The organism is Mesorhizobium sp. WSM4983 (assembly GCF_029625765.1).
Taxonomy (GTDB): domain Bacteria; phylum Pseudomonadota; class Alphaproteobacteria; order Rhizobiales; family Rhizobiaceae; genus Mesorhizobium.
Map to the genome: position 1 here is coordinate 209094 of NZ_JARTVM010000004.1, position 23824 is coordinate 232917.

Below are 23824 nucleotides of genomic sequence, written 5' to 3' on the forward strand. Positions count from 1 at the left end.
CCGCGCGTTGCACGCCGGCGAAAGCCAATCATGGCGGGCAGGGTGGAGACTCACGGTGGCGGATAATCGTCAGAACGGCACGCGCGAGCCGGAACCGGGGCTGGCGGGCCTGCTTGCTGCCTCGCGCAGCCATCCGCGCACGGCGCTGCCGACGGTCGCAACCGTCGTCGCGTCGGTTGCGGCGCTCTATTTCGGGCGCGAAGTGTTTTTGCCGATCGCAGTCGCGCTGCTGTTGACTTTCGCCATCGCGCCGCTCGTGTCGGCGTTGAAACGCGTCGGCATTCCGCGCCTGCCTGCCGTGATTGCCAGCGTTTTGGGCGCCTTTGCCGCGCTTGCGCTGTTCTCCTTCGTGGTGGCCACGCAGGTCAGCGACCTCGCCCAGAACATCCCCGTCTATCAGATCAACATCCTGACAAAGATCCGCGCGCTGAAGGAAAACGGGCTGGGCAACGGCATCATCTCGCGCTTGAGCGGCGTGATCGAGCGCGTCGGCCAGGAATTCGAGCGCCAGGAGCCGCAGCTGCCGTCCGCCGCCCAGACGCCGAAGCGCGATCCGATCCCGGTCGAGATCGTCGCGCAGGAAAGGCCGCTCGAAGTGTTGCAAAAGGTCATCGAGCCGCTGCTCAGCCCGCTCGGCTCGGCCGGCCTTGTGGTCGTCGTCGTCATCTTCATGCTGATGGAGCGGGAGGATCTGCGCGACCGCTTCATCCGTCTCGTCGGCTATGGCGATCTCCACCGCACCACCCAGGCGCTGCAGGATGCCGGCAAGCGGGTCGGCCAGTATCTGTTGATGCAGCTGGTGGTCAACGTCATCTACGCCATCCCGGTCACCATCGGCCTGTGGGTGCTGGGCATCCCCAACGCGCTGCTTTGGGGCCTGCTGGCGCTCGCCTTGCGCTTCGTTCCCTATATCGGCCCGATCATCGGCGCGCTGCTGCCGCTGTTCCTGGCGCTGGCGGTGGCGCCCGGCTGGTCGCTGCTTCTGTGGACCGCGGCACTGTTCATCGCCATGGAGCTGATCACCGGCAACGTCATCGAGCCATGGCTCTATGGCTCGCGCACCGGCCTCTCGCCGCTCGCCATCATCGTCGCGGCGATCTTCTGGACCTGGCTCTGGGGGCCGATCGGCCTGGTGCTGTCGACGCCGCTCACCGTCTGCCTCGTCGTCCTCGGCCGCCACGTTCCGCAGTTCGAGTTCCTCGACGTGCTGTTCGGGAACGAGCCGGTGCTCGAGCCTCATGCGCGTCTCTATCAGCGGCTGCTTGCCGCCGATCCGGACGAGGCGACCGACCACGCCGAGGAGATGCTCGAAGAAAAATACCTGTTCGAGTTCTACGACCAGGTGGCGATTCCGGCGCTGCTGCTTGGCGAGCAGGACCGCATGCGCGGCGTCATGGATGACGAACAGCGCAAACAGGTCGCGGCGAGCGCGCTGACGCTCGTCGCCAATCTGGACGCCAGCGCCCAGGAGGAAGCGGAGGAGGCGGAAGCCGAGGAGGAAGAGGACCAGCAGGCAGCCACTGCCTCGGCCGAGGCCTTGCCGGGCAAGGCAGCCTCAGCCAAGATCACCGCGGGCAAGGCTGCTGAAGGCAAGGCGAACGATCGGAAGGCCGGCGACGGCAAGGAGCCTCTATCCGAGGAGGTCGATCTTCCGGATGGCGTGGGCTTCTCCGTGCTTTGCGCCGGCGGGCGGGGCGAGCTCGACGACGCCGCCGCCGCGATGCTGGCGCAGGTGCTGGAGGTGCAGGGCGCCGAAGTGTCGAGAGCGAGTTTCATTGACCTCGAACCTGCCGGGATCCGCCGCCTCGACCTGAGCGGCGTCGATACGGTGGTGATCGGTTTCCTCAACCGCGACTCCACCAAGCACGCGCGCTTCATGGTGCGGCGGCTGAAGCGGCTGAAACCGCGTCTCAGGGTCGGCATCGTGTCCTGGTCGGAAATCGGCAACAGCGACGCCAAGGCCGCGGCCGAACTTGCCGCCGGGCTTAACGCCGATTTCGTCGCCCATGGCATGGTCAGCGCCGTGACGGGCGCCCTGTCGAGCGAGCCGCCGGTGATGCTGAAGCTTGCGCCGCAACGCCGGCCACGCCGCCGGCCGGCCCGCAAGAAGGAGCTGCAGGCGGCTGGATGAGGGAGGCGACTTTCCCCCTCAATTGACCGGCCCGAAGGCCCGCGCGAACCGCGCGGCTTTGCGATCCGCGCGGGCAGGCGCCGGCCCCGCCGGCGGCGCCACGCCCCAGCCCTCAGGCTGGCCGGGTGGCTGTCTGGTTCGGCCCTTGTCCGGCCGTTTCTGTTCTGCCTCGCCGATCCGGGCAGAAGCCCGGATCCTTCGGAGCGCGCTAGAAATGCAGGTCCAGTGCAGGCGGATGGCTTGGCCTGGATCGTCCTGCGGCGCTGCTGCGGAGCCGGCGGGACGGCTTGCCTGCTCCTGGTTGCCCTGCCCAGTGAGCTTGCGGCGGCCGTGAAAGCATGATCTTCGCTCGAACAAGAGGCCAATCCCGATTCTGTCGGGACGGAACAGGTGCAGCCGGATGGCACTGAACATCGCGCAGAAGTTACGACTGACTTCGGTCGTGCTGGGAACCGCCAGCCGCAAGGATCTGGCGGCGGCGTTCCGAGCAGTCAATCCGAAGACGGCTTTCGATATCGGCCGCGCCGACAAATGGCTGCAAGGCCGCGCCCAGCCTCGCGAGCACAGCGTCTACGAAGACTGGGCGAAAGTGCTGCGCCTCGAGCGACCCGGCGCCTGGATCGCCGAGAGCGATCTGCCGAGCTTCACGGCCGCGATCGCGGCCCGGCACGGCATCGACGCGACGGAGCTCGAACGCCGCGCCCACGCGCAGGCCGAGGCCTCGCCCGGACATGACGACAAGGGCACCGGGCTGGCGCTTGCCGGGACCTATGCCTGCTATTCGCGCGCCTGGTCGCCTTACTATCGCGGCCAACTCATCAGGGGCCGCCTGTCGATCGAGGCGGGGCCCGGCGCGCATGCGTTCACCGCCACATATCGCGAGACATTGCCGACCGGGCAGTTGCAACTCGGCGGGCCGGTCACGCCGGCAAAGCGCAGCCTCTACCTGCATCTGAAGGAGGTGGGCGGCGAAGCGCAGTTCTTCCTTTGCCTGTTCCCGCAGACGCAACCGGTGAGCGTGCTCGGCGGCTATATGGTTGGCACCGCCATCATCGGCCCGGAGGCGCAGCCCTCGCTGACAAGAATCCTTCTGGTGCGCCTGCGCGATGCGCCAGCCGCCGAGCAATGGGGCGGGTACCTGCCGCCGGGCACCTCGATCGCCGCCGATCTCGCGAGCCTCGGCATCGTCATGGAGCACCCGGAAGCGGTCGACCGGCAGCTCGGCCAGTTCCTCAGTGCCGGCAGCGACGGCGGCGTCAACCAAATCCCGCCGTCCGAGTACCGCGCCATCCTCGACGTGTTCGACCGCCATTGGCTGCAGCACGCGGGCTAGGAACGAACCTCAGCAGGCTCGATGTTGCCGGCTGACCACAGCCTGCCCGTATTCGGTTGCAGCCGGCTCGCTTTGCACGCATCTCACGAAAACGTTTTTTGACAAAACGGCACTTCCCCTGCGTCTTGAGGCGGCAAATTGGGCAAGGGGCATATCCATGAAGAAGATCTATGAGAAACCGGTGCTGGTGAAGCGCCAGAAGCTGTCGAGCGTCGTTGCCGGGTCGTCGGCCCCGCTCCCGCCGCGCTGACCTAAGCAACAGCCAAAAGGGCAAACATTCCCGGGCTAAGCTTGACAGGGCGGCCGCATCGCGTTCACCTGCGCCGGTCGTTGACCCGCCCAGGAATGGACGATGAAGAAGACTTACGAAAAGCCGCGGCTGCAAAAGCGCGGCAGGCTGTCGGCCGCGACCGCCGCCGCGCCGTCGTCCGGCTTTACCTTCTGAGGCGAGCCAGGCCGCCCTGCGGCACTCCTTTGCGGCGGTCCGAGATCGGTCGAAACTATTGGCTTTGCCACGGCGCACCAATCGGCGTACCCTGCCGTATCGCTGGTAACCACCCACCGGACACCATTGGCGACTGAGAGACGTTGATCCGCGCTCCCGTCTGAACAGGGAGAGCGGCATGCTCGAGAACAAGAATCCCCACTTGCCCGCGCGGGCACGCGGCCGCAGATTTCCAGGACCAACTGATTGAGGAGAGCAGAAGGGCGCTGATCCGCTCTTACGACCTGTTGCGTCGTACGGAGCGCCTGGTGAACGCTTCCGGCCGCAAGCTTGATGGTCGCTCCCCGGCGGCGCTCGCCCACGCGAAGCGTCTTCAGGTGGGAATTGCGATCAAGAAGACGTACAGCAAGCCGACGCTTGAAAAGCTGGCAACGGTTCGTCAGTAGCGGTCTGGGCACCCTTTCTGAGCCTCGTACGCGAAACCTCGCGCCGCTGCCGGCCAGGAGCGGGCGGTACACTACGCAAGTGCCCGCCCGTCCGGCGCCGCCGCCAAGCTGCTGAAACCCCGTCCGTCCCCAACAGCAACGGTCATGACGTGACCAGTCACTGCGGATTGCCATTGGCCCGGCTGGCTGTCAACGTCGGCGGCGGCGCCTCCGGAACAGCGTTTTTTTCCGTTGTGCAATGCCGAAATCGGGCTGCCGCATTTCCGCGGTTGCCGCGCCGGCAGGCTCCGAAATGGCGGATTTCCGGGCTTTTCGGCCGTTGCGGCAAGCGACACGAATGTTGCCGCCTACACGTTTGAATAGGCTGGTTTTTCACTGGTTGAGGCGTTTTGAGGTCCGGTTGTCAACCTGACTTTTTTTGGGCGCATTTCGGCAACGCAGCATTGGCGGGCAAACGGCAGTGAATTACCCGTCGCGCTAGCGGTTTCGTCGCCCCTCAAAGGCTGGGGAGAGGAACGCTGCCGCTCTGTGAACCGCTTCATGATGCGCACATGCAGGGATGCTAAAATTCGCCATCCGATGAGGGTGGGCGATCGGTTGCTCGAAGTGTCCCGGCGCAGGTCCTGGCGGGCAGATCGGGCAGAGGTGCTCGCGCAGCGACGGAGCGGGGGTTCTTGTTGGGCGTCCCCCCGCTCCGTCCCGGCGTGTCGGTCTGTCGGCGCGGCGTTCCTTCGCGCCTCGCCTGCCTGCGTGCCGGTCGCCGCGAAAGGAGATCGGCTGTCTCACCGCCCTCCGCACACCTCCCTTACCAGGCCCCGCAGCCACCGATGCGCGGGGTCGGCGTCGAGGCGCGGGTGCCATAGCAGCGAGATGGTGAGCCCGGCGAGCTTCACCGGCAATGCGAAGGTGAGCAGGCCTTCGCGCAGCTTGCCGGTATAGCGCTCGGGCACCGTGGCGATGAGATCGGAGCCGCGCGCCAGCGCCAGCGCTTCCGCGAAGCCGCCGACCACGGTGGCGATCGTCCGCGTCAGCCCGGCGAGTTCCAGCGCGTCGTCGATAGGCCCGCGATCCAGCCCGCGGCGCGAGATCAATATATGCCGGCCGGCGGCGAAGCGGGCGGCGGTGATCTTGCCGTCGCACAGCGGATGGCCGCTGCGCACCACGCCGACGAAACGGTCGCGGAACAGCGCCTGCGCCCGCACCTCGGGGCCGGTCGAGCCGCCGATAACGCCGGTCTCGAGATCGACACTGCCTTCGCGCATCGGCGCGCTGTCCTTGTCGGGCTTCGGCACGAAGCGCAGCTGCACGCCCGGCGCTTCCTCGGCGACGCGCGCGAGAAGGGCAGGGCCGAAATTTTCCACAAAACCATCGCTGTTGCGCAGCGTGAAACTGCGCGTAAGCCGCTTCAGATCAAGGCGATCGGCGGGGCGCAGCACAGCCTCCGCCTCCTTCACCAGCCGGCCGACATCCGTCCCGAGCTCGATGGCGCGCGGCGTCGGCACCAGGCCGCGCCCGGCGCGGACCAGAAGCGGATCGCCGGTCACCTCGCGCAGTCTTGCGAGCGCGCGGCTCATTGCCGACGGGCTGAGCTTCAGCCGCCGCGCGGCTTTCGCGACACTGCCTTCGGCGATGAGCACGTCCAGCGTGACGAGCAGGTTGAGATCGGGTCGGGACATGGCGCGATCTTAGCACGTCCTCGATGCAGTGACAGGGCGTTTCATGCACTATTCGAGTGCAAATGCTGCGCATTCCGCCATATTGGCGAGGCACCTATTGTCCCGGCAAGTTCCACCCGAGCCGGAGAAGAACCATGGCCGATATCGCAGATCCACGCGCCGCTCCCGCAAGGCGCTCGGCAAGCGGCGCGCTGGCCAGCCTGTCGCTGGCGATGCTTTTGTCCTCGCTCAGCACCAGCATCGCCAATGTCGCGCTGCCGACGCTGAGCACCGCCTTCGCAGCATCCTTCCAGGCGGTGCAATGGGTGGTGCTTGCCTATCTGCTTGCCGTCACCGCGCTCATCGTCAGCGTCGGGCGTCTCGGCGATCTCGTCGGCCGCCGGCTGCTGCTGGTCGCCGGTCTTGGCCTGTTCAGCGCCGCGTCGCTGGCGGCCGCGCTTGCGCCGTCGCTGCCGCTGCTGGTCGCCGCCCGCGCCGCTCAAGGCCTCGGCGCCGCGGTGATGATGGCGCTGACCATGGCCTTGGTCGGCACGACGATGCCGAAAGTGCGCACCGGCAGCGCCATGGGCCTGCTCGGCACCATGTCCGCGATCGGCACCGCGCTTGGGCCGTCGCTTGGCGGCGTGCTGATCGCTTCCCTCGGCTGGCGCGCGATCTTCCTCGTCACTGCCGGGCTGGGTGTCGTGGCGATGATCCTCGCCCGGCGCTTCCTGCCGGGCGATCAAACCGCGACGTTCCTCCGCAATGAGGCGCAGGGCGTTGGCCCGCGCTTCGACGCGCTGGGCACACTGCTGCTTGCCTTGACGCTCGCCGCCTATGCGCTGGCGATGACGGCAGGACGCGGCCATTTCGGCGGCACGAACATCGCGCTGCTCGGCATGGCCGGTCTCGGCGCCGCTCTGTTCCTCTATGCGCAGCGGAGAGTGGCGTCGCCTCTGGTCAAACCAGCGCTGTTCAGCGATCCGGTGCTGGCGCCGAGCCTTGCCATGAACGGGCTGGTCTCCACCGTGATGATGGCGACGCTTGTCGTCGGGCCCTTCTTCCTGTCGCGCGCGCTGGGCCTGGGCGAAGCGCAGGTCGGCGCCGTGCTGTCGATCGGCCCGGTCGTCTCGGCGCTGTGCGGCGTGATTGCCGGCCGCATCGTCGATCGCCTGGGCGCGTCCGCCATGGTCGTTGCCGGGCTGGTGCTGATGACCATCGGCTGCGCCGCGCTCACTCTGCTGCCGGCGCTGTTCGGCATCGCCGGCTACGCGGCGGCGATCATGCTGCTGACGCCCGGCTATCAGCTCTTTCAGGCGGCGAACAACACCGCCGTCATGGCCGATGTCGATAAGAACGAGCGCGGCGTGGTCTCGGGCATGCTCAGCCTGTCGCGCAATCTCGGCCTGATCACCGGCACGGCGGTGATGGGCGCGGTGTTTGCCTTCGCGGTGGGCACTGGCGAGATCGGCGCCGCGACACCGGAAGCAGTCGCGGGCGGGATGGGGTTTACGTTCGCAGTGGCGGCTGGGCTGGTGATCGTGGCGGTGGCGATTGCGGCGGTTGGAGATTTGCGAAAGCGTTGGTGACATCCAATCTCCGCCCTTGCGGGGGAGATGTCCGGCAGGACAGAGGGGGGTCGTCTCACTTGGATTGCCAACGCCGTCTGATGTCGGGGGGAGCGCTGGCGCTTCACGCGAAGCGCCCCCTCTGTCACCTTCGGCGACAGCTCCCCTCGAAGGGAGAGTACGCATCGCCGCCAATGTAACCCATTGCACATTCCCCGCGCCCGTCTTGCCGTATCGGCTTCCGTAAATTAGCCGATTTTGATATTCCGTTGCGGTCTTCTCCCGCCGCATCGACGAGGAGCCAGATGGCAGTGGAAGGGTGCCCGGCCGGATGACCGACGCTCCGCATAAGGGGCTGCTGGACCTGTGCGTGCTCGGCGATTTCCAGGTGGTCCGCGACGGCGCGCTGCTCGACCTGCCTCCGTCGCGCAAGACGAGAGCCTTGCTTGCCTATCTCGCCGTCACCGGCAAGGCGCATCAGCGCGAGCGGCTCTGCGAAATCTTCTGGGACATTCCCGACGATCCGCGCGGCGCCTTGCGCTGGAGCCTGTCCAAGATCCGCCAGGTGCTCGGCGACGACGAATCCGCTCTGGTCGCCGACCGCAACACTGTCTCGCTGAAACTTGGCACGGACTATGCCCGGCTGCTGCCGCTGGTGAAGGCCGATCTTTCCATGGCGTCCACGGAAGAGCTGGAGGCCGCGGCCGGTTCGATCCGCGGCGATTTCCTTGCCGATCTTTCGCTCGAGCGCTGCTTCGAATACGAGGCCTGGCGCGCGGGCGTCGCCAGCGAGGTCGAGATCGCCGAGCTCGGCATGTTGCGCGAGCTGATCGAGCGCCTGGCCGGGGAGCCGAGGCGTGCGCTGCCGCTTGCCAGGCGCCTGCGCCGGCTGCTGCCGGAGGATATCGGCCTGGCGGAAGAGATCGCGGCGCTGGAAGAGAAGGTGAGGGCGGCAGCCGCCCAGCCGACGGGACGCTCCGCGCAACGCGGCGCCACGGACGTGGCCCAGATGCAATCACCTTCCACTCAGCTTGCCAACCGCCCGACGCCCGCGCAGGATCCCGGCCGCGCCGTCCATTTCTGCCGGGCTCGCGACGGCACAAGGCTTGCTTTTGCCAAGACCGGCAGCGGCCCGCCCATCCTGCGCGCCGCGCATTGGATGTCGCATCTGACCTTCGACTGGGACAGCCCGATCTGGCGGCACTGGATGAGGGAACTGTCACGCCGGAACCAGTTGGTGCGCTACGACGAGCGCTGCAATGGCCTGTCGCAACGCCACGTGGCCGACGTCTCGTTCGACACGATGGTGTCGGATCTCGAATGCGTCGTCGAGGCCGCGGGGCTCGATCGCTTCACGCTTCTTGGTCTGTCGCAGAGCTGCGCGGTTTCGATCGCCTATGCCATACGCCACCCCGAGAAAGTCTCGGGCATGATCCTCTACGGCGGCTACGTCAAAGGCTGGCGGGCGCGCGGCGACCCCGGCGAGATCGCCACGCGCGAGGCCGTATCGACGCTGATGCGCGAGAGCTGGGGCAAGTCGAACCCGATGTTCCGCCAAGCCTTCTGCTCCATGTTCATCCCCGGCGCCACGCACGAACATTTCGGCTGGATGGACGATCTGATGCGGCGCACGGTTTTGCCGGACGACGCCTGGCGCCTGCAGACCGCCTTTTCCGTGATCGATGTCAGCGAGCTGCTCGAAAAAGTGCGAGTGCCGACCCTGGTGCTGCACGCGCGGGAAGACAATGTTGCCCCGGTCGAGTCCGGCCGCACCATGGCGGCAGGCATTCCCGGCGCCAGCTTCCTCGAGCTGGAAAGCCAAAACCACATCCTGCTTGAGGGCGAGCCGGCCTTCGACGAGTTCGTCGCCCACGTCCGGGCCTTCGTCGCCGGTACGGCAGGGTCGTAGGAAATCTCCTACCGCGATCGCGTAATTTAATCTTGGCGTGGGAAGATTATCTTTGGGTGGCGGCGGTGCCCATTCCGCCCCCTTCGGCCGGTGCTTCAGCTACCCCAACGCCCCCCGTCCGCTGCGGCACCGGCCTCATTCGTCTCGTTCTGCGATGCCGCCTCGGCCGAGCCGGCTTCCGCTTCGCGCTCCAGCTCGACCAGCTTCGACTTGATCTCTTGCGTGTCCGCATGCTCGAGCCCAACCACGTCATTGCGTGTCTGCCGCAGCGCGATCACGATCTCGTCGAGTTTGGCGTGGATGGCCGCCGTGTCCCGGTACCCCTGGATAAGCACGATCCCCGTGATGATGATGGCCGCTGCCGACAGCGCATAGGTCACCGTGTTGGTAAGTCCGAAGGGTACGAGCAAGGTGCACGCAACCATCGCGATAACCATCGCATAGAAGCCGGGCGGCCTAGACAGAAAATCGGCGAGGATGAAGAGGAGCCGATTCATGGGCGACGCTATGAAAGCAGGAACCCGGCTATCAGCACGGTGAGGACCATCGAGGCCGGCACGGCAAGCAGCCAGCGAGCCTCCAGGACACTGTTGGTCGGGTCTTCCATATTTATCCTCCCATCGGCGAATTGCTTGCCGGCAAACGGCGACCAAGAGCGTTCGTTCCACTCATCGGCCAACCGTCCGAAGCGCCGTCGGACTGAAGTCCGGAAAGCAAAGAAGAGGATCGACCGCCGCAACCTAAGTCATGCTTCCGCATTTCTGACGCGCCATTGCATCGGGAGGCGATATATGACCGACGGACTCGCGCACGATCTGGAAGACCAGCCCTATGAAACAGCGTCCTTCGCCAGCAAATACGGGCTCTCCGACAAGCTTGCCAAGGCCATGTTGATCGCGAACGGACCGTCGCGACGCGCCTGCGACGCCGCGGCGAGCACTTACCTCAGATATGTTGCGCTGCGGCGCGAACGCCCGAAATGACCTTCGCTGCGTTGCTGCCTGGCAGCCCGATCCAGGCCGGAACCAAACAGCCCGGCAGGGGTTTATCCGGCGAAGGGACGCTCCACCAACCAGGAATATTGCAATGAAAACAGTGCTTCTCGCAGCGTTGGCGCTTTGCGTCGCGGCACCCGCCGTCGCATCCGCCGCCGAGGCCGATGTGGTCATCACGACGCATCACAGGCACCATTACCATCACCGTCCCGCCATCGTCATCAATGAGGAAGGCCACCGCCTTCATCACCGCCATCACGGCACCGCCGCATTCTATGACAACGGCCGCCGCGCCTGGCATCGCCATCACCGCTCGGACGCCGTCGTCGTCACGAACTCAGTCGAGCGCCATCACCGCTACCACCGTCGTCCAGTCACCGTCGAAAGCGACACCGACTATTAACCGCTATCGGCCCGGCTCCGGAACCCACAGCCGGGCCGAGCCGTCGCCGGCGGTCATTTGTCCGCCTCGCCCCCGGCAAGCGGCACGGCGACTTGATCGCCGAAACCGCGGGCCGGTAACAGCGGCTTGCCGAGACGGCGCCACAACTCACCCGATACAAAAGCCCGCCGAACGCGCGGCGGGCTTTTCCTCATAAATCTGAGATGATCAGAAGGCGGTCGTCAGCCTCAGGAACGCCCCGTGATAGACGCGGGTCGAATCTGCGCCTCCGCCCACTTTCGTGAAGTCGATCCCGGGCAGGGCGTCAAAATAGGCGTCGGCCCGGTAGCCCACCGCCACCTTGGTCGTCGACGTGAAATTATAGGTCAGCGCGAGCGAGGCATCGAGATTGAACACACCCTTCTTGTCCGACTGCGTGATCATATCCCCGCTCTCGACTGCAAATGTCCGGTCTCGTTTGAGAGCGAACAGGTAAGCGGCGCCCGCGCCATAGTCGACGCCCCACTGGCCGGATATGGGCATGCTGCCTTCGACAGCCACGCGGGGGCCGAGGCCCTGGAACCGACTCTTCAGATAGGCGTCGCTGGTGGAATTCAGCGATGTCAGGTCGGAGCCGATGTAAGCCGCACCGGGGCCGCTGATCTTCTCACTCAGATCCGCATAGCGAAGCCCGAGCTTGACCTGCGCATCCCCGGATCCGATGCCCATGTCGCGGCCCACCGCGAAATCAGCAACTAGGTGCGACGAGCGGACATGAACGGTACCTGCCGGGGCACCGGTGGTATCGAATGAACGGTTAGGCCCAGACGTTCCATCGCCCGGCGGCCGCGCGAAAGTTACAGTTTCGCTCGAGTCGTGATGTTTGTTGCGTCTGCTCCACCCATAGCGGAAGCTTGCGCTGGCATGCCATGTGTCGTTGAAGCGGTAATCGAGACCAGCCGCAACTTCGCCGCCGGCTCCCGCGAAGGGGGAGAAGAAGTCAGGCAGCGGCGTGTTCGGATAGAGGCGATCGCCGCTCGCCCAGTTCACGCCCCCTTCGATGAACACAGTGAGCGCCGGCAACGTGGCCGCAACCGGCACTGAGGTATCTGCGAGGTCAGCTGCGCGCGCCGCCGGTGCCAAGGCCGCCAACGCAATGGATGAAACGCCCAAAAGCAGTAGTCTTTTCAGATGCATGATATTTCCCAAGCCCAAATCATTCCGCCACGTCACATGCCCGCCCGATCGTGGAGATTTCAATTCACACCCATGTGATGGAATTGGATTGCACGCATATGTTGCAAAAATGTCGAATGCGCTATCAGCGGCGGCGAACGGCAACAGGGCCGGCCGAGGAGGTACATTGTCCCATCAATCCGGAATAGTTTGGCTGGCATCGTACCCGAAGTCGGGCAACACCTGGACGCGGCACTTCCTTCACAGCCTGCTCAAGGTTCTGCATGGAGAAGCCGGCGCGCAGTCCATCAACAACATGGGGCGGTTCTCCAGCGGCGAGGCCGGCAGGTGGCGGTATTCCGCCATGGTCGGCAGGGAGATCACGAAGGACGATAAAGAGCTTATCCCCACACTCCGTCCCAAGGTCCAGGTCAAGCTGGCTGAGGAGGCGGGCGGCGTCGCCTTCATCAAGACGCACAATGCCTTGCTGATGGACGAGGGCCAGCCGGTCATCAATCCCGCCGCAACGGCGGGCGCGGTCTACATTGTGAGAAATCCGCTCGACGTCGTCATTTCATTGTCGCACCATCGCGGCAAGCCCATCGACGACACGATCGATTTTATGGCCTGCGAGGGGATGCGCACGGTGATCGGCGAAAAGCAGGTGTATGAAATCTGGGGTTCATGGAGCGAACATGTGTACAGCTGGACGCGTTCGCCGCATCCGGCAATCTACGTCATGCGCTACGAAGACATGCTGGCCGAGCCGGGCAAGACCTTCGGCGGTCTTGCCCGGCACCTCAAAATGAACCCGTCGGCGGCCGAACTCGACTGCGCGATTGAGATGTCGTCATTCGACAGCCTCCAGGCACAGGAGAAGGAGGACGGATTCCGCGAACGGCCCGAGGCCGCCACGGCGAATTTCTTCCGGTCTGGTAGGGCCGATCAATGGCGCGACGTGCTGACAGCGAGTCAGATCGACCAGATCGCCTCCAAGCACGAGGCGCAAATGCAGCGGTTCGGCTATTTGCCCAACTGATGCGTTTGCGTCAGCCCCCGGCGAGCGGCACGGTGAACACCGTCGCGGTGCCGGTGAGGCAAAGCTCGCCGGCCTCGTTGCGCACCGAGGTCTCCAATTTCGTGATCGGCTTGTCGGCGCGCACGTCCTTGACCTCGACGCGGCCGGTGATCAGTTCGCCGACACCGACCGCCTTGACGAATTTCCAGGAGACTTCGAGGAACACCGAGCCGGGCCCGGGAAGGTCCTCCGCGACCACCGCGTTCAGGATGCCGGAGGTGACGCCGCCCTGCACGATGAGCTTGCCGAACACCGAGGCCTCGGCCAACGCCTTGTCGTAATGCAGCGGATTGCGGTCGCCGGTCATCTCCGCGAAGGCGTCGATATCCTGCGGTTGCGTGCGCCGCGAACGCTCGGCGACGGCGCCGACCTGCGGCCGCCCCTTGATGACGCCGATCCACCCGTCCTTCATCAAATGTACGGTCATGGTCTTACTCCCGTTCGGTTGCGATAGAGGCTCGAGCCCGCCATTGCCTGCGGTTCGTCCTTGTTTGCCGGCGCTCGATAAGTCGCCAGCCCGCTCATGTCGGGCACGGCGCGGCGGACCGGCATCGGCTGTGCGGCGAGCGCCCGGACCTCGGCCTTCATAACCGCGCTGAAGCGGCGGTGCCGCTCGCCGATATCGGCCAGCGACCAGTCGAAACCGGCAATGGCGTCAGTGGTGTCGAGAATCTGATGGGCGAAGAGATCGCGCTCCTGCTGCCAGGTCGCGAAGGCTGCTTCCGATCCGTCCAGGATCGCCCGCGCCAGGCTCTCGGCGTCGCGCAGCGCGTCGGCAATGCCATGCGAGGTGAGCGGGTCGCGGAAGAAGCCGGCATCGCCGACCAGCGCCCAGCCTGGGCCGTGGGCGTGGCGGATGTAGCCCGGCACGCCGCGGAACGCCTGCAGGCGGGCATCGTCGGGCGCCGGGCTCGCCTGTTCGGCCAGTGCGGGCGAAAGCGCCTCCAGCACCTCCATCCGGGCGCGGAAATGATCAAGGCGGAAGCGCTCGTCGAACAGCTTGGTCGGCACCGAAGTGACGATGCAGGCCAGCCCGCCATTGGTCGGAATGAGGGAGCCGGCGATGCCGTCGCGGAAATACCAGTGATAGCCGGCGCCGGGTTCGACCGGCGCGTAGCCATAAACATGGGCTGCCGAGACCGTGCCCCTTCTGAGCACTTGCGCGTCGCAGCATTTCGCCACCGTGGAGCCGATGCCGTCGGCGCCGATCACGATGTCGGCGCTTAAACGTAAGGCCGCGCGGCCGGCGCCGCGGATCTCGACGCCTCGCACGCGTCCGCGCGTGTCGGCAAAGAGGTCGCCGACCGCCACCTCGTGCAGGAACTCGGCGCCGGCCTTGCGCGCGGCATCGACGAGCATGCGGTCGAGCACGGTGCGCCTGGGCGCGATCAGCCCGGGAAGATCGGGCCCGGGATTGAGCGGAATCGTGATCTCCTCCTCGCCATAGTGGAACGTCGTTGTCTCGATCAGCGGCGTGCCGGCCCTGAGCAGCGGTTTGAGCAGGCCCCAGCGCGACAGCTGCAGCACGGCGGGCCGCATCAGCGCGTGCGTCGACAGCGTGTCTGAGCCGTAGGGCCGGCGCTCGATCGTCAGCACCGTCAGGCCGGCGCGGGCAAGCAGCAGCGCCGTCGAGGCGCCGGCGCAGCGCGCACCGACGATGATGGCGTCGTAATGGGCGCGCTTGGGCGTGGGCGGCAGGGAAATCGCGGTCGTTGGCATCTTCGGTGTCCTCACGGCGGCCTCTCAGGCGGCTTGGCGACCTTTGCGGTCGAGATAGATGGAGACCTCGGCGGCGATCGCTTGCGCGTCGACGCCGGCGCCGCCGATGAAGTTGGAATCGCGCTTGCGCAGAAAGCGGAAGCCGAGCGCGTAGAGTCCGGGAACGCTGGTGATCCCGCCGCGGTGCGCCAGCTCGCCATCCGGCCCAACCGCCGACGGCTCCAGCCAGTCGAACGAGCGGGCATAGCCCGTCGCCCAGATCACCGTGCCGGTCGCCCCCTCCGACAGCGAAAGCCGCTGGCGGCGCGCAGAGGGCGTCGCCACCGGCTCGCGCCGGCCGGGCCGCGCGGCGCCGGCGAAGCGGTCGATCTCGGTAAGCAGCCGCGCCTGCTTCGCGTCCGCCGCCGCGATCTGCGCGGCAAGATCGTCGGCAAAGGCGATCTCGCGGTTGGCTATGCCGCGCACGCGGCCGGTGAGCTCGACGCCGAGCGCCTGCAGCGTGGCAAGGTCGACATCGGCCTTGTCCGGTCGCCCGGCGAGCTGCAGCGAGGGCTGCCGCCTGGCGCTCTCGGGATTGGCGAGCCCGTCGAGCGGCTGGGCCATCACGCCCATTTGACAGAGCCAGAAAAAGATGTCCTTGCCGCGCCACAGTCTCGGCAGGCGCGTATGCTTGCCGACGGACAGCATCACACGCCGGCCGGCGCGCGCGAGCTCGTCGGCGATCTGCACGCCGGAAGATGAGGCGCCGACGATCAGCACCCCGCCGGGCGGCAGCTCGCCGGGAGAGCGATACTGCGAAGCGTGGAAATTCAGCGGTCCGCCTCTGGTCTCGGACACAAAGGGCATCATCGGCCGGTCGCAATGCCCCGTCGCCACCACTACGACCCTGGCCGACCAGTCGCCGGCGCCGGTGGCGAGCGCGAAGCCGCCGCCGGTCCGCCTGCAGGAGGTGACCTCGACGTTGCATTCCACCGGCACCTGCCAGCGGCTTGCATATGTTTCGAGATCATGGACGAACACGTCCTTTGTCCTGAAGCCGTCGGGGTCCGGGCCCTCATAGGGCGAGCCGGGCAGGCCGTTCAGCCAGTTCGGCGTCAACAGCCTCAGCGATCGCCAGCTCTGCGTGCGCCAGCGCTCGCCGATGCGGCCGCGCTCCAGCACGACATGGTCGATTCCGGCGCGGCCAAGGCAATGGCTGAGCGCAAGCCCGGCCTGCCCGCCGCCGATGATGACGACGTCAGCATGTTTCATGGCTCTGTTCCGAGGCCCTAGGAGAGACGGTCCGGATTTCTCCGAACCGTCGCTTCAGCTAACGCATGTCGCCCAGAAGTGTGCAGCGGTTCTGGAACAACGACATGCGTCAAAACAAAGAACTAAGGCGCGTCGCCTGAACCGTTTTCAGGACGACGCGCTTTAGTTCACTGGATGGTCTTGATGCCGACCGTGACCGGCACGCCGTTGGTCAGCACGTCGAACACGGCCGAGCGTGCGCGGGCCTGCTCGACCAGCTGCTCAAGCTTCTCGGCCGGCGCGTCGCCCTCGACCTCGAACGACACCTGGATGTTCTGGAAGCCGTTGCGTACCTCGTCCGAGATGCCGAGGATGCCGCGCAGGTCGATGTCGCCGTCGACCGAGCACTTCACGCTGGTGAGCTTGATGCCGCGCGCGGCGGCGATATTGGCGAGCCCCGCCATCAGGCAGCTCGCCAGCCCATGCAGCAGCCACTCGACAGGGGTCGGGGCGTTGTCGGCGCCGCACAGGATCGCCGGATGGTCGCTGTCGGCATAGAAGGGCTTCTCGTGCTTCTGCTCCTGGCCGGCACCGTGGAAGCCATGCATGACGCTCTTGCTGTGGGTGCCTTCGATCCATTCGTTGTGGGCGCGGAACTGGAATTTCGCCAGCTCCGGCTGACCGGCGACGAAATTGATGGTCGCCAGAAGGTTCGGTGTGTCGACGCCATTGAGCGGAACGCGGGCAGGTTTGGTGCTGGGTTGCATGTGACTACTCCGAAGGTTGCTTTGCGGCTTGGTTGCCGTGACGGCTCCTTTCTGACGCCGATGCGTTTGAACGAGAGTGGATGGCAGCGTGGAATTTCTGATACGCCCACCGTGGAAATTGCATCGGCCGTTTCATTTGGGCGGGCAGCCCGCGACCGGTTCCAATGCCGGCAGTGCCTCGCGCCGGAACGCGAAAACCCCGGCGAGCCGGCGTTTTCACCAGCCTTCCGGCCGGCCGCCGATGCACTCGTTCATCCGCTTCAGGCGTCCGTCCTGCCGGCTGCGGCGAGCGCGGCGCGCGTGGACGTGTAGTGCTCGATCTGCGAGCGGCTGATGCCCATGTCTTTGAGCAAATAGTCCGGCATGGCGCGCAGCGCGGCGCGATCGCTGCGCATCCGCATGGCGTGATAGGCCAGCCGCAATCCGCGGCGGGCAGAGCCGAACAGGTTGAAGCCAGTGCGGTCGGTTTCGTACTGTAAACGATCCATCGTGTCATTGTCGTCTCCATTGTTGCGAGCGCGTTCATTCGCGCCGTCGATGGGGACAATGACGTACGGGCGAGGGAGCCAGCGTTGGAGGCGACGTCGAAATTGCCGTGGAATCGTGAGGAGGGAGATTACCCGCTCCGCTGCCCTCATTGGACTTGCCCCGGCACAACCCCATATTGAATCCCAAGGAGCTTTGAGGCGTGAAACTCGCGCGGGTGGCCCTTCTGGCAGCGGCTTTCATGGCCGCCGCGGCGGTTTTCCCCTTCTCCTCGGCCGAAACGGCGGGGGAGAGGATGGCCTTGAGCATCGCGATTGACGGCGCCATCGGTCCGGCGAGTTCGCGCCAGCTCAAGGAAGCGCTCAAGACCGCGGCCGAGCGCAACGCCGGGGCTCTCATCCTTCAGCTCGACACGCCCGGCGGCCTCGTCACCTCGATGCGCGAGATGATCGCCGATATCCTGGCGTCCCCCGTTCCCGTCATCGGCTATGTCGCGCCCGCCGGCGGTCATGCGGCGAGCGCCGGAACCTATATCCTTTACTCGACCCATGTCGCGGCGATGGCGCCCGGCACCAATCTGGGCGCCGCGACGCCGGTCGAGATCGGCGGGCTGCCCTCGCTTCCCGGCGAGAAGGACGACAAGGGCACCGGCAAGCCAGCCGGCGACCCGATGACGGCCAAGGCGACCAACGACGCGGTGGCGCTGATCCGCTCGCTCGCCGAACTGCGCGGGCGCAATGGCGACTGGGGCGAGAAGGCGGTTCGCGAGGCGGCGAGCCTCTCGGCAAGCGCGGCGCTGCAGCAACATGTCATCGACTTCGTCGCCCGTGACACGGCGGAGCTGCTGCAGCTCGCCGACGGCCGCACCGTCGACGTGGCCGGCAAGAAAGAGGTGCTGGCGACGAAGGGTCTGGCCGTCGAGGTTCTGGATCCCGGCTGGTTCATCCGGCTTCTCGCGGTCATCACCGATCCGAACGTTGCCGTCCTCCTGATGCTGATCGGCTTCTACGGCATCGTCTTCGAGGTCACGAGCCCAGGTGCGGTGGCGCCTGGCGTCATTGGCGCCATCTGCCTCGTACTCGGCCTCTACGCGCTCGATCTCTTGCCGATCAACTATACCGGTCTCGCCCTGATGCTGCTCGGCGTCGCCTTCCTCATCGTCGAGGCTTTCAGTCCGACAGTGGTGCTGGGTGTCGGCGGCGCGGCCGCCTTCCTGCTCGGCGCGGCCATGCTGCTCAAGGTCGAGGGGCCGGGCTTCGCCATATCGTGGGCGGTCATCGGCCCCGCCGCGGCGCTGACGCTGGGCCTCGCGCTGCTGGCCGGCAGCTATCTGTGGGCGGCGCGCCGCAATCCGCCGCGCGTCGGCGGCGGGGCCATGCACGGTCTTTCCGTGGACGTTCTCGACTGGGAAGGCGGAGAAGGTCATGTGCTGGCGCTCGGCGAGCGCTGGCGCGCCAAGGCCGAGGAGCCGATCGCGCCCGGAGATCGTGCTGAGGTGACCGCCGTCAGCGATCTCGTGCTGACGGTGCGGCGGCGTGGTGCAGGTCACAACGGAGCGGGAAACGACGGAGCAAAACAATGACGCTCGGCTATGTCGCCTATCTGATCCTCGCGCTGCTGGTGATCATGTTCCTGTCGGCGGCGATCCGCATCCTGAGGGAATATGAGCGCGGCGTCGTCTTCACGCTCGGCCGCTTCACCGGGGTCAAGGGGCCCGGCCTCATCCTGCTCGTTCCCTTCATCCAGCAGATGGTGCGCGTGGACCTGCGCGTTGTGGTGCAGGACGTGCCGCCGCAGGACGTCATCTCGCGCGACAATGTCTCGGTCAAGGTCAACGCGGTGCTCTATTTCCGCATCGTCGACGCCGAGCGGGCGATCATCCAGGTCGAGGATTTCATGACCGCCACCAACCAGCTGGCGCAGACCACGCTGCGTTCGGTGCTCGGCAAGCACGAGCTGGACGAGATGCTGGCCGAGCGCGACAAGCTCAACAGCGACATCCAGGACATCCTCGACCAGCGCACCGACGCCTGGGGCATCAAGGTCTCCAATGTCGAGATCAAGCATGTCGACCTCAATGAGAGCATGGTTCGGGCCATCGCCAAGCAGGCAGAGGCCGAGCGGCTGCGGCGCGCCAAGGTCATCAACGCCGACGGCGAGCAGCAGGCGGCGGCCAAGCTGGTCGAGGCCGGCCGCATGCTGGCGGCCGAACCGCAGGCCATGCAGCTGCGCTATTTCGAGGCCCTGCACGACATCGCCGGCGAGCGTTCATCGACCGTGGTCTTCCCGCTGCCGGTGGATCTGCTTAGCCAGTTCCTGAAGGGCCAGGGCCAGGGCAGGTGATCTCCCCCGTCGAGGGGGAGATGCCCGGCAGGGCAGAGGGGGTCGGTCCGACTGGACTCGGCCTATTGCGACGGTTGTAGGTTGGCGCCCCACGCGCGGCGACCCCCTCTGTCGCCTTCGGCGACATCTCCCCCTCGAGGGGGGAGACAAGGCCGGCGCTAAATCAACTTCTCCAGCGTAATCGGCAGATCCCGCACCCGCTTCCCGGTGGCGTGGAACACCGCATTGGCAATCGCCGGCGCCACGCCGACGATGCCGAGCTCGCCGACGCCCTTGCCGCCCAGCGCCGAGGAATGCGGGTCGGGGATGCCGACCGAGATCGTCCGGATGTCCGGGATGTCGGCATTGGTCGGCAGCATGTAGTCGGCGAGGTTGCCGTTGACGATGCGGCCATGGCGGCGGTCGACGATGCCTTCTTCCAGCAGCGCCTGGCCGATACCCATGATGATGCCGCCCTTCCACTGGCTCTCCGCCAGCTTGGGGTTGTAGAGCCGGCCGGAATCCAGCGCCGACACGACGCGCGACACGCGCACCGTTCCAAAATCCTCATCGACGCGCACCTCGACGAAATGCGCGCACCAGGAGTGGCGGGAATAATCGCCCTCGGTGTGCGGCAGCGCCATGGCGATGGTAGTGTAGTTGTTGTAGCGCTGCTCCGGCGTGAAGCTGGCCGGAACCGTGTCGCCCTTGGCCTCGATCTTTTCGCGACCGAGGGCGCGCATCAGCTCGGCGATCGAGAACTCCGGGCCGTCACCGCGCGGCGAGGCGATGCGGCCACCCTTCACTTGAAGCGTGTTCGCCTGCAGCCCATGGAAGGGCGAGCGCGGATCGGAGAGCGCCAGCCCGATCAGCTCGTCCAGCGCCTGGCCCGCCGCCTTGTAGACCGCGCCGGTCATGACACCGGCAAGCCGCGAGCCGCCGGTGACGCCGGCGCGGGCGAAATGGGAATCCCCCAGCCTCACCGACACCTTCTCCACCGGCACGCCAAGCGTCTCGGCCGCGGTCTGCGCCAGGATCGTGTAGGTGCCCTGGCCCATGTCGATGGAGGAGCTTTCGACCTCGACCGAGCCGTCGGCCAGGAGCTTCACCACAGCCTCGCCATAGGCGCGCCGAACCGGATAGGTGCCGGCCGCGACGCCCCAGCCGATGAGCTGGTGGCCGTCACGCATCGAGCGCGGCTCGCGCGAACGCTTAGCCCAGCCGAAGGCTTCCGCGCCGGCGGCAAAGGCCTCCCGCAACTGCCTTGTCGACCACGCCTTCTTCGCGTGGGGATCCTGCTCGGCATAATTGATCAGCCGCATCTCCAGCGGGTCGATACCGAGCTCATGGGCGAGCTCGTCGATGGCGCATTCGATACCGAAGGCGCTCGGGTTCTCGCCCGGCGCGCGCTTCGCCCCCGGCACCACCGTGTTCACCCTGACCACATTCTGTTTCGAGGAGAAATTAGGCGTCGCATACATAATCGAGGTGACGGAGCCGAGCGGCTCGACCCACATGCCGTCGACCGCCGTCTCGTTGACGCCGCGATGCACGATCGACTGTATGCGGCCCGCCTTGTCGGCGCCGATCGCAACCGTCTGGCGCGTCGCGGCGCGGCCGCCATAGGAGGTGAAATTCTGCGGCCGGTTGAGCACCAGCTTCACCGGGCGTCCGAGCATCTTTGCCGCTGCCGCCGCCACCGCGCTGTGCGCGAGCGCCAGCGCCTTGGAGCCGAAGCCGCCGCCGATATAGGGCGAGACCAGCCGCACGTTCTGGAACGGCACGCCGAACCATTCGGCATAGGTGCGCGCCATGCCGTCGAGCCACTGGCTCGGTTCCCAGATGGTGAGCTGGTCGCCCTCCCAGCGCGCGATCAGCCCGTGCGGCTCCATCGCCGCCTGGAACTCGCGCGGCGTGTTGTAGGCGGCGCAGACGCGCACCGGTGCCTCGGCGAAGGCGGCTTCGGCGTCGCCCCATTCCTTGGTCATGGCGTCGACCGGAATACCGTCGCTGCCGTCGCTCAGGTCGACGACTGCCGGCGTCTCGTCATAGCTGACCTTGACCAGCGCCGCGGCGGCGACGGCCTGCTCGAAGGTCTCGGCCACGACGGCAGCAATGTGCTGGCCGGAAAAGGTGACCTCGCGGACGAGCGGGCAATAGGTTTCTTCGGACGGCTGTCTGCCGAACCAGTCCGATGCCGAATTCAAGTCCATGATGGTGTCGGGCGTCAGCACCGCGAGCACGCCTGGCGCGGTTTCCGCCGCGCGCGTGTCGATGCCGGTGACCTTGCCGGCGGCAATCGTCGCGCCGACCAGTACCGCATGGGTCAGGCCTTCGAGGTGCTGTTCGAACGCGTAACGCGCGGCGCCGGTGATCTTGGCCGGGCCGTCGACGCGCGACAGGCGCCCGCCCACCGCTTCGAGGCCCGCGCTGTCGGAGCCTGCGTGTTTCATGTCATGAACGGTCATGCCGTTTCTCCCAATTTCAGGAGGGCGCGCGCGATCACGCGGGGCGCCAATGCAATCTTGTAGTGGTTGGCGCCGTGGTCGACGGCGCCCTCCATGGCGAGATCGCTCGCCTTGCGAACGGACGCTTCGTCGAGCGGCTTGCCCTTCAGCGCCGCTTCGACTTCGCGCGCCCGCCACGGTTTCGTCGCGACGCCGCCGACCGCGACGCGGATGTCGCGTATGGTGCGGCCGTCGCCCTCGAGCTCCAGTCCGACGGCAGCGCTCGCCGCCGCGAACTCATAGGACTGGCGGTCGCGGACCTTCAGATAGGTCGAGCGCCGGGCCGCGGCGGAGCCCGGGATCTCGATGGCCGTGATCATTTCGCCGGGGCGGATGTCGTGCTCGCGTTCGGCCGTGGCGCCAGGGGCGAGGAAGAAGTCCTCGACTTTCAGCTTCCGCTCGCCGAGATCGACCTCGGCGTCGAAGGCGACCAGCGCGATGGCAAGATCGCCCGGATAGGTGGCGATGCAGGCTTCGCTGGTGCCGAGCACCGCATGGCCGCGCGTGACGCCGCCGATCGCCGAGCAGCCGCTGCCCGGCTCGCGCTTGTTGCAGGCCGGGAAGTTCTGCGGATCGCGGAAATAGGGACAGCGCGTGCGCTGCATCAGGTTGCCGCCGATGGTCGCCATGTTGCGCAGCTGCGCCGAGGCCGCCTGCCACAACGCTTCCGAAACCGCCGGGAAGTGGCTTTTCACCTCGGCGTTGTCGGCGACATGGCTCATCTTGGCCAGCGCGCCGATGACGGCGCGGTCGGCGGTTACATCAATGGCGTTGAGCCCCTCGATATGGCTGATGTCGATGACGGTGGCCGGTTCGGCGACGCCGCATTTGGCGAGATCGATGAGCGTCGTGCCGCCGGCAAGCAGCATGGCGCCGGGAAGGGCGGCCGCGTTGCGGGCGGCCTCGACGCTGTCGGCGCGAAGATAGGAAAAATCTCTCATGAGCGGAGTCCCTCGGCTGCCTGGCGGACGGCGGCGACGATGTGCGGATAGGCGCCGCAGCGGCACAGATTGCCGGCCATGTATTCGCGGATCTCCTCGTCGGAGCCGGCATGGCCCTCGCGGATGCAGGCCACCGCCGACATGATCTGTCCGGGCGTGCAATAGCCGCACTGGAAGGCGTCCTGTTCGAGGAAGGCGGCTTGCACGGCGTGCAGCGTGCCGTCTTCGTCGACGAGCCCTTCTATTGTTGTGATCGAGCGTCCCTCGACCTGGGCGGCGAGCGTCAGGCAGGCCAGCACCCGCTCACCGTCGACATGAACGGTGCAGGCGCCGCACTGGCCCTGGTCGCAGCCCTTCTTGGTGCCGGTGAGGTGGAGCCGCTCGCGCAACGCGTCGAGCAGGGTAACCCGCGGCTCGATATCGAGCGCGTGGTCACGGCCGTTGATGGTGAGGTGGATGGACAAGGTGGTGGGGCTTGCGCCATTGCTGGCCTGGCCGTTCCTGAAATGGCCGTCTTCGGGAGGATCGATGATCGTCTGGCTGGTCATGAGGCGTCGGGCTCCGATTGCTGGACGCTAGGGGGAGGGAAATGGGGCTTGGGAGGAGAGGGGCAAGGCGTCGAAGCAGCTAATCTCCCCCCTTGCGGGGGAGATGCCCGGCAGGGCAGAGGGGGTCGTCTCACGTAGAGCGCCAACGTCCTCGCGCCTCGCGCGCCAGCAAGGCGTTTCACGCGC

At 66.5% G+C, this 23824-nt stretch carries 23 protein-coding genes; 12 read left to right on the plus strand and 11 right to left on the minus strand.

Features of this window, described 5'->3' with window-relative positions; all coding sequences use genetic code 11:
* Positions 1 to 55 precede the first annotated feature (55 nt).
* The 5 genes from P9254_RS15000 to P9254_RS15020 all read left to right on the plus strand — a co-directional run bounded on the left by P9254_RS15000 (position 56) and on the right by P9254_RS15020 (position 4355).
* On the plus strand, positions 56 to 2131 hold the full coding sequence (locus tag P9254_RS15000; protein WP_278056769.1) for an AI-2E family transporter: 2076 nt from the start codon (positions 56 to 58) through the stop codon (positions 2129 to 2131).
* A gap of 400 nt (positions 2132 to 2531) precedes the next feature.
* Complete coding sequence (locus P9254_RS15005) at positions 2532 to 3464, plus strand: hypothetical protein (protein ID WP_278056770.1); 933 nt, start codon at positions 2532 to 2534, stop codon at positions 3462 to 3464.
* A 157-nt stretch (positions 3465 to 3621) separates the two neighbouring features.
* Positions 3622 to 3714 carry a hypothetical protein gene (locus P9254_RS15010; RefSeq protein WP_082953784.1) on the plus strand — a complete coding sequence of 31 codons (93 nt, stop codon included), beginning with the start codon at positions 3622 to 3624 and terminating at the stop codon, positions 3712 to 3714.
* Between the two features lie 102 nt (positions 3715 to 3816).
* On the plus strand, positions 3817 to 3909 hold the full coding sequence (locus P9254_RS15015) for a hypothetical protein (protein ID WP_082953785.1): 93 nt from the start codon (positions 3817 to 3819) through the stop codon (positions 3907 to 3909).
* A gap of 308 nt (positions 3910 to 4217) precedes the next feature.
* The gene (locus P9254_RS15020) at positions 4218 to 4355 is read left to right on the plus strand and encodes a hypothetical protein (RefSeq protein WP_156751039.1); all 138 of its coding nucleotides are present in this window, start codon (positions 4218 to 4220) and stop codon (positions 4353 to 4355) included.
* Between the two features lie 782 nt (positions 4356 to 5137).
* On the opposite strand, the gene P9254_RS15025 is transcribed toward P9254_RS15020, so the two are convergent.
* Positions 5138 to 6031: a LysR family transcriptional regulator gene (locus P9254_RS15025; protein ID WP_278056773.1), complete on the minus strand. Its 894-nt coding sequence runs from the start codon at positions 6029 to 6031 to the stop codon at positions 5138 to 5140.
* 134 nt (positions 6032 to 6165) lie between these two features.
* Here P9254_RS15025 and P9254_RS15030 point away from each other — a divergent pair, with 134 nt between their 5' ends.
* A complete protein-coding gene (locus P9254_RS15030; protein WP_278056774.1) occupies positions 6166 to 7599 on the plus strand; it encodes an MFS transporter in 1434 nt (477 codons plus the stop codon).
* Between the two features lie 310 nt (positions 7600 to 7909).
* On the plus strand, positions 7910 to 9487 hold the full coding sequence (locus P9254_RS15035) for an alpha/beta hydrolase (RefSeq protein ID WP_278056775.1): 1578 nt from the start codon (positions 7910 to 7912) through the stop codon (positions 9485 to 9487).
* A gap of 95 nt (positions 9488 to 9582) precedes the next feature.
* Here P9254_RS15035 and P9254_RS15040 read toward each other — a convergent pair whose 3' ends face one another.
* Positions 9583 to 9984 (minus strand): low affinity iron permease family protein, encoded by a 402-nt coding sequence (locus P9254_RS15040; RefSeq protein ID WP_278056777.1) that lies wholly within the window; start codon positions 9982 to 9984, stop codon positions 9583 to 9585.
* A 294-nt stretch (positions 9985 to 10278) separates the two neighbouring features.
* Here P9254_RS15040 and P9254_RS15045 point away from each other — a divergent pair, with 294 nt between their 5' ends.
* Positions 10279 to 10470, plus strand: coding sequence for a hypothetical protein (locus P9254_RS15045; protein ID WP_278056778.1), 192 nt, complete (start codon positions 10279 to 10281; stop codon positions 10468 to 10470).
* A gap of 103 nt (positions 10471 to 10573) precedes the next feature.
* Positions 10574 to 10885, plus strand: coding sequence for a hypothetical protein (locus P9254_RS15050; protein ID WP_278056779.1), 312 nt, complete (start codon positions 10574 to 10576; stop codon positions 10883 to 10885).
* A gap of 207 nt (positions 10886 to 11092) precedes the next feature.
* On the opposite strand, the gene P9254_RS15055 is transcribed toward P9254_RS15050, so the two are convergent.
* Positions 11093 to 12061 (minus strand): Lpg1974 family pore-forming outer membrane protein, encoded by a 969-nt coding sequence (locus tag P9254_RS15055; protein ID WP_197504256.1) that lies wholly within the window; start codon positions 12059 to 12061, stop codon positions 11093 to 11095.
* A gap of 109 nt (positions 12062 to 12170) precedes the next feature.
* Between P9254_RS15055 and P9254_RS15060 the strand changes: the two genes are divergently transcribed.
* Positions 12171 to 13079, plus strand: coding sequence for a sulfotransferase domain-containing protein (locus P9254_RS15060; protein ID WP_278056781.1), 909 nt, complete (start codon positions 12171 to 12173; stop codon positions 13077 to 13079).
* A 10-nt stretch (positions 13080 to 13089) separates the two neighbouring features.
* Here P9254_RS15060 and P9254_RS15065 read toward each other — a convergent pair whose 3' ends face one another.
* From P9254_RS15065 to P9254_RS15085, 5 genes are all read right to left on the minus strand, one after another.
* Positions 13090 to 13545, minus strand: a complete 456-nt coding sequence (locus P9254_RS15065) for a MaoC family dehydratase (protein WP_278056782.1) — start codon at positions 13543 to 13545, stop codon at positions 13090 to 13092.
* Positions 13542 to 14837, minus strand: coding sequence for an NAD(P)/FAD-dependent oxidoreductase (locus P9254_RS15070; RefSeq protein WP_278056783.1), 1296 nt, complete (start codon positions 14835 to 14837; stop codon positions 13542 to 13544). Before P9254_RS15070 ends, P9254_RS15065 begins: the two co-directional genes overlap by 4 nt.
* Before the next feature lie 24 nt (positions 14838 to 14861).
* Positions 14862 to 16088, minus strand: coding sequence for a flavin-containing monooxygenase (locus tag P9254_RS15075; protein WP_278056784.1), 1227 nt, complete (start codon positions 16086 to 16088; stop codon positions 14862 to 14864).
* 167 nt (positions 16089 to 16255) lie between these two features.
* Positions 16256 to 16834 carry an OsmC family protein gene (locus P9254_RS15080; RefSeq protein ID WP_095783432.1) on the minus strand — a complete coding sequence of 193 codons (579 nt, stop codon included), beginning with the start codon at positions 16832 to 16834 and terminating at the stop codon, positions 16256 to 16258.
* Positions 16835 to 17094: 260 nt separating this feature from the next.
* On the minus strand, positions 17095 to 17322 hold the full coding sequence (locus P9254_RS15085; protein ID WP_278056787.1) for a DUF1127 domain-containing protein: 228 nt from the start codon (positions 17320 to 17322) through the stop codon (positions 17095 to 17097).
* A gap of 200 nt (positions 17323 to 17522) precedes the next feature.
* On the opposite strand from P9254_RS15085, the gene P9254_RS15090 reads away from it, so the two are divergent.
* Both P9254_RS15090 and P9254_RS15095 read left to right on the plus strand, forming a co-directional pair.
* A complete protein-coding gene (locus P9254_RS15090; RefSeq protein ID WP_278056788.1) occupies positions 17523 to 18902 on the plus strand; it encodes an NfeD family protein in 1380 nt (459 codons plus the stop codon).
* Complete coding sequence (locus P9254_RS15095) at positions 18899 to 19663, plus strand: slipin family protein (RefSeq protein ID WP_095831941.1); 765 nt, start codon at positions 18899 to 18901, stop codon at positions 19661 to 19663. Before P9254_RS15090 ends, P9254_RS15095 begins: the two co-directional genes overlap by 4 nt.
* 158 nt (positions 19664 to 19821) lie before the next feature.
* Here P9254_RS15095 and P9254_RS15100 read toward each other — a convergent pair whose 3' ends face one another.
* The 3 genes from P9254_RS15100 to P9254_RS15110 are packed head-to-tail and all read right to left on the minus strand — an operon-like array spanning position 19822 to position 23638.
* Positions 19822 to 22110 carry a xanthine dehydrogenase family protein molybdopterin-binding subunit gene (locus tag P9254_RS15100; protein ID WP_278056789.1) on the minus strand — a complete coding sequence of 763 codons (2289 nt, stop codon included), beginning with the start codon at positions 22108 to 22110 and terminating at the stop codon, positions 19822 to 19824.
* Positions 22107 to 23090, minus strand: coding sequence for an FAD binding domain-containing protein (locus P9254_RS15105; RefSeq protein ID WP_278056791.1), 984 nt, complete (start codon positions 23088 to 23090; stop codon positions 22107 to 22109). Before P9254_RS15105 ends, P9254_RS15100 begins: the two co-directional genes overlap by 4 nt.
* Positions 23087 to 23638 (minus strand): (2Fe-2S)-binding protein, encoded by a 552-nt coding sequence (locus P9254_RS15110; protein ID WP_278056792.1) that lies wholly within the window; start codon positions 23636 to 23638, stop codon positions 23087 to 23089. Before P9254_RS15110 ends, P9254_RS15105 begins: the two co-directional genes overlap by 4 nt.
* Positions 23639 to 23824 lie beyond the last annotated feature (186 nt).

Coding starts and splice junctions, on each gene's coding strand:
- P9254_RS15040 (WP_278056777.1), bottom strand. CDS start 9,984: ATGAATCGGCTCCTCTTCATCCTCGCCGATTTTCTGTCTAGGCCGCCC.
- P9254_RS15030 (WP_278056774.1), top strand. CDS start 6,166: ATGGCCGATATCGCAGATCCACGCGCCGCTCCCGCAAGGCGCTCGGCA.
- P9254_RS15085 (WP_278056787.1), bottom strand. CDS start 17,322: ATGGATCGTTTACAGTACGAAACCGACCGCACTGGCTTCAACCTGTTC.
- P9254_RS15065 (WP_278056782.1), bottom strand. CDS start 13,545: ATGACCGTACATTTGATGAAGGACGGGTGGATCGGCGTCATCAAGGGG.
- P9254_RS15060 (WP_278056781.1), top strand. CDS start 12,171: ATGTCGAATGCGCTATCAGCGGCGGCGAACGGCAACAGGGCCGGCCGA.
- P9254_RS15070 (WP_278056783.1), bottom strand. CDS start 14,837: ATGCCAACGACCGCGATTTCCCTGCCGCCCACGCCCAAGCGCGCCCAT.
- P9254_RS15055 (WP_197504256.1), bottom strand. CDS start 12,061: ATGCATCTGAAAAGACTACTGCTTTTGGGCGTTTCATCCATTGCGTTG.
- P9254_RS15075 (WP_278056784.1), bottom strand. CDS start 16,088: ATGAAACATGCTGACGTCGTCATCATCGGCGGCGGGCAGGCCGGGCTT.
- P9254_RS15010 (WP_082953784.1), top strand. CDS start 3,622: ATGAAGAAGATCTATGAGAAACCGGTGCTGGTGAAGCGCCAGAAGCTG.
- P9254_RS15100 (WP_278056789.1), bottom strand. CDS start 22,110: ATGACCGTTCATGACATGAAACACGCAGGCTCCGACAGCGCGGGCCTC.
- P9254_RS15045 (WP_278056778.1), top strand. CDS start 10,279: ATGACCGACGGACTCGCGCACGATCTGGAAGACCAGCCCTATGAAACA.
- P9254_RS15025 (WP_278056773.1), bottom strand. CDS start 6,031: ATGTCCCGACCCGATCTCAACCTGCTCGTCACGCTGGACGTGCTCATC.
- P9254_RS15105 (WP_278056791.1), bottom strand. CDS start 23,090: ATGAGAGATTTTTCCTATCTTCGCGCCGACAGCGTCGAGGCCGCCCGC.
- P9254_RS15080 (WP_095783432.1), bottom strand. CDS start 16,834: ATGCAACCCAGCACCAAACCTGCCCGCGTTCCGCTCAATGGCGTCGAC.
- P9254_RS15110 (WP_278056792.1), bottom strand. CDS start 23,638: ATGACCAGCCAGACGATCATCGATCCTCCCGAAGACGGCCATTTCAGG.
- P9254_RS15005 (WP_278056770.1), top strand. CDS start 2,532: ATGGCACTGAACATCGCGCAGAAGTTACGACTGACTTCGGTCGTGCTG.
- P9254_RS15035 (WP_278056775.1), top strand. CDS start 7,910: ATGACCGACGCTCCGCATAAGGGGCTGCTGGACCTGTGCGTGCTCGGC.
- P9254_RS15095 (WP_095831941.1), top strand. CDS start 18,899: ATGACGCTCGGCTATGTCGCCTATCTGATCCTCGCGCTGCTGGTGATC.
- P9254_RS15015 (WP_082953785.1), top strand. CDS start 3,817: ATGAAGAAGACTTACGAAAAGCCGCGGCTGCAAAAGCGCGGCAGGCTG.
- P9254_RS15050 (WP_278056779.1), top strand. CDS start 10,574: ATGAAAACAGTGCTTCTCGCAGCGTTGGCGCTTTGCGTCGCGGCACCC.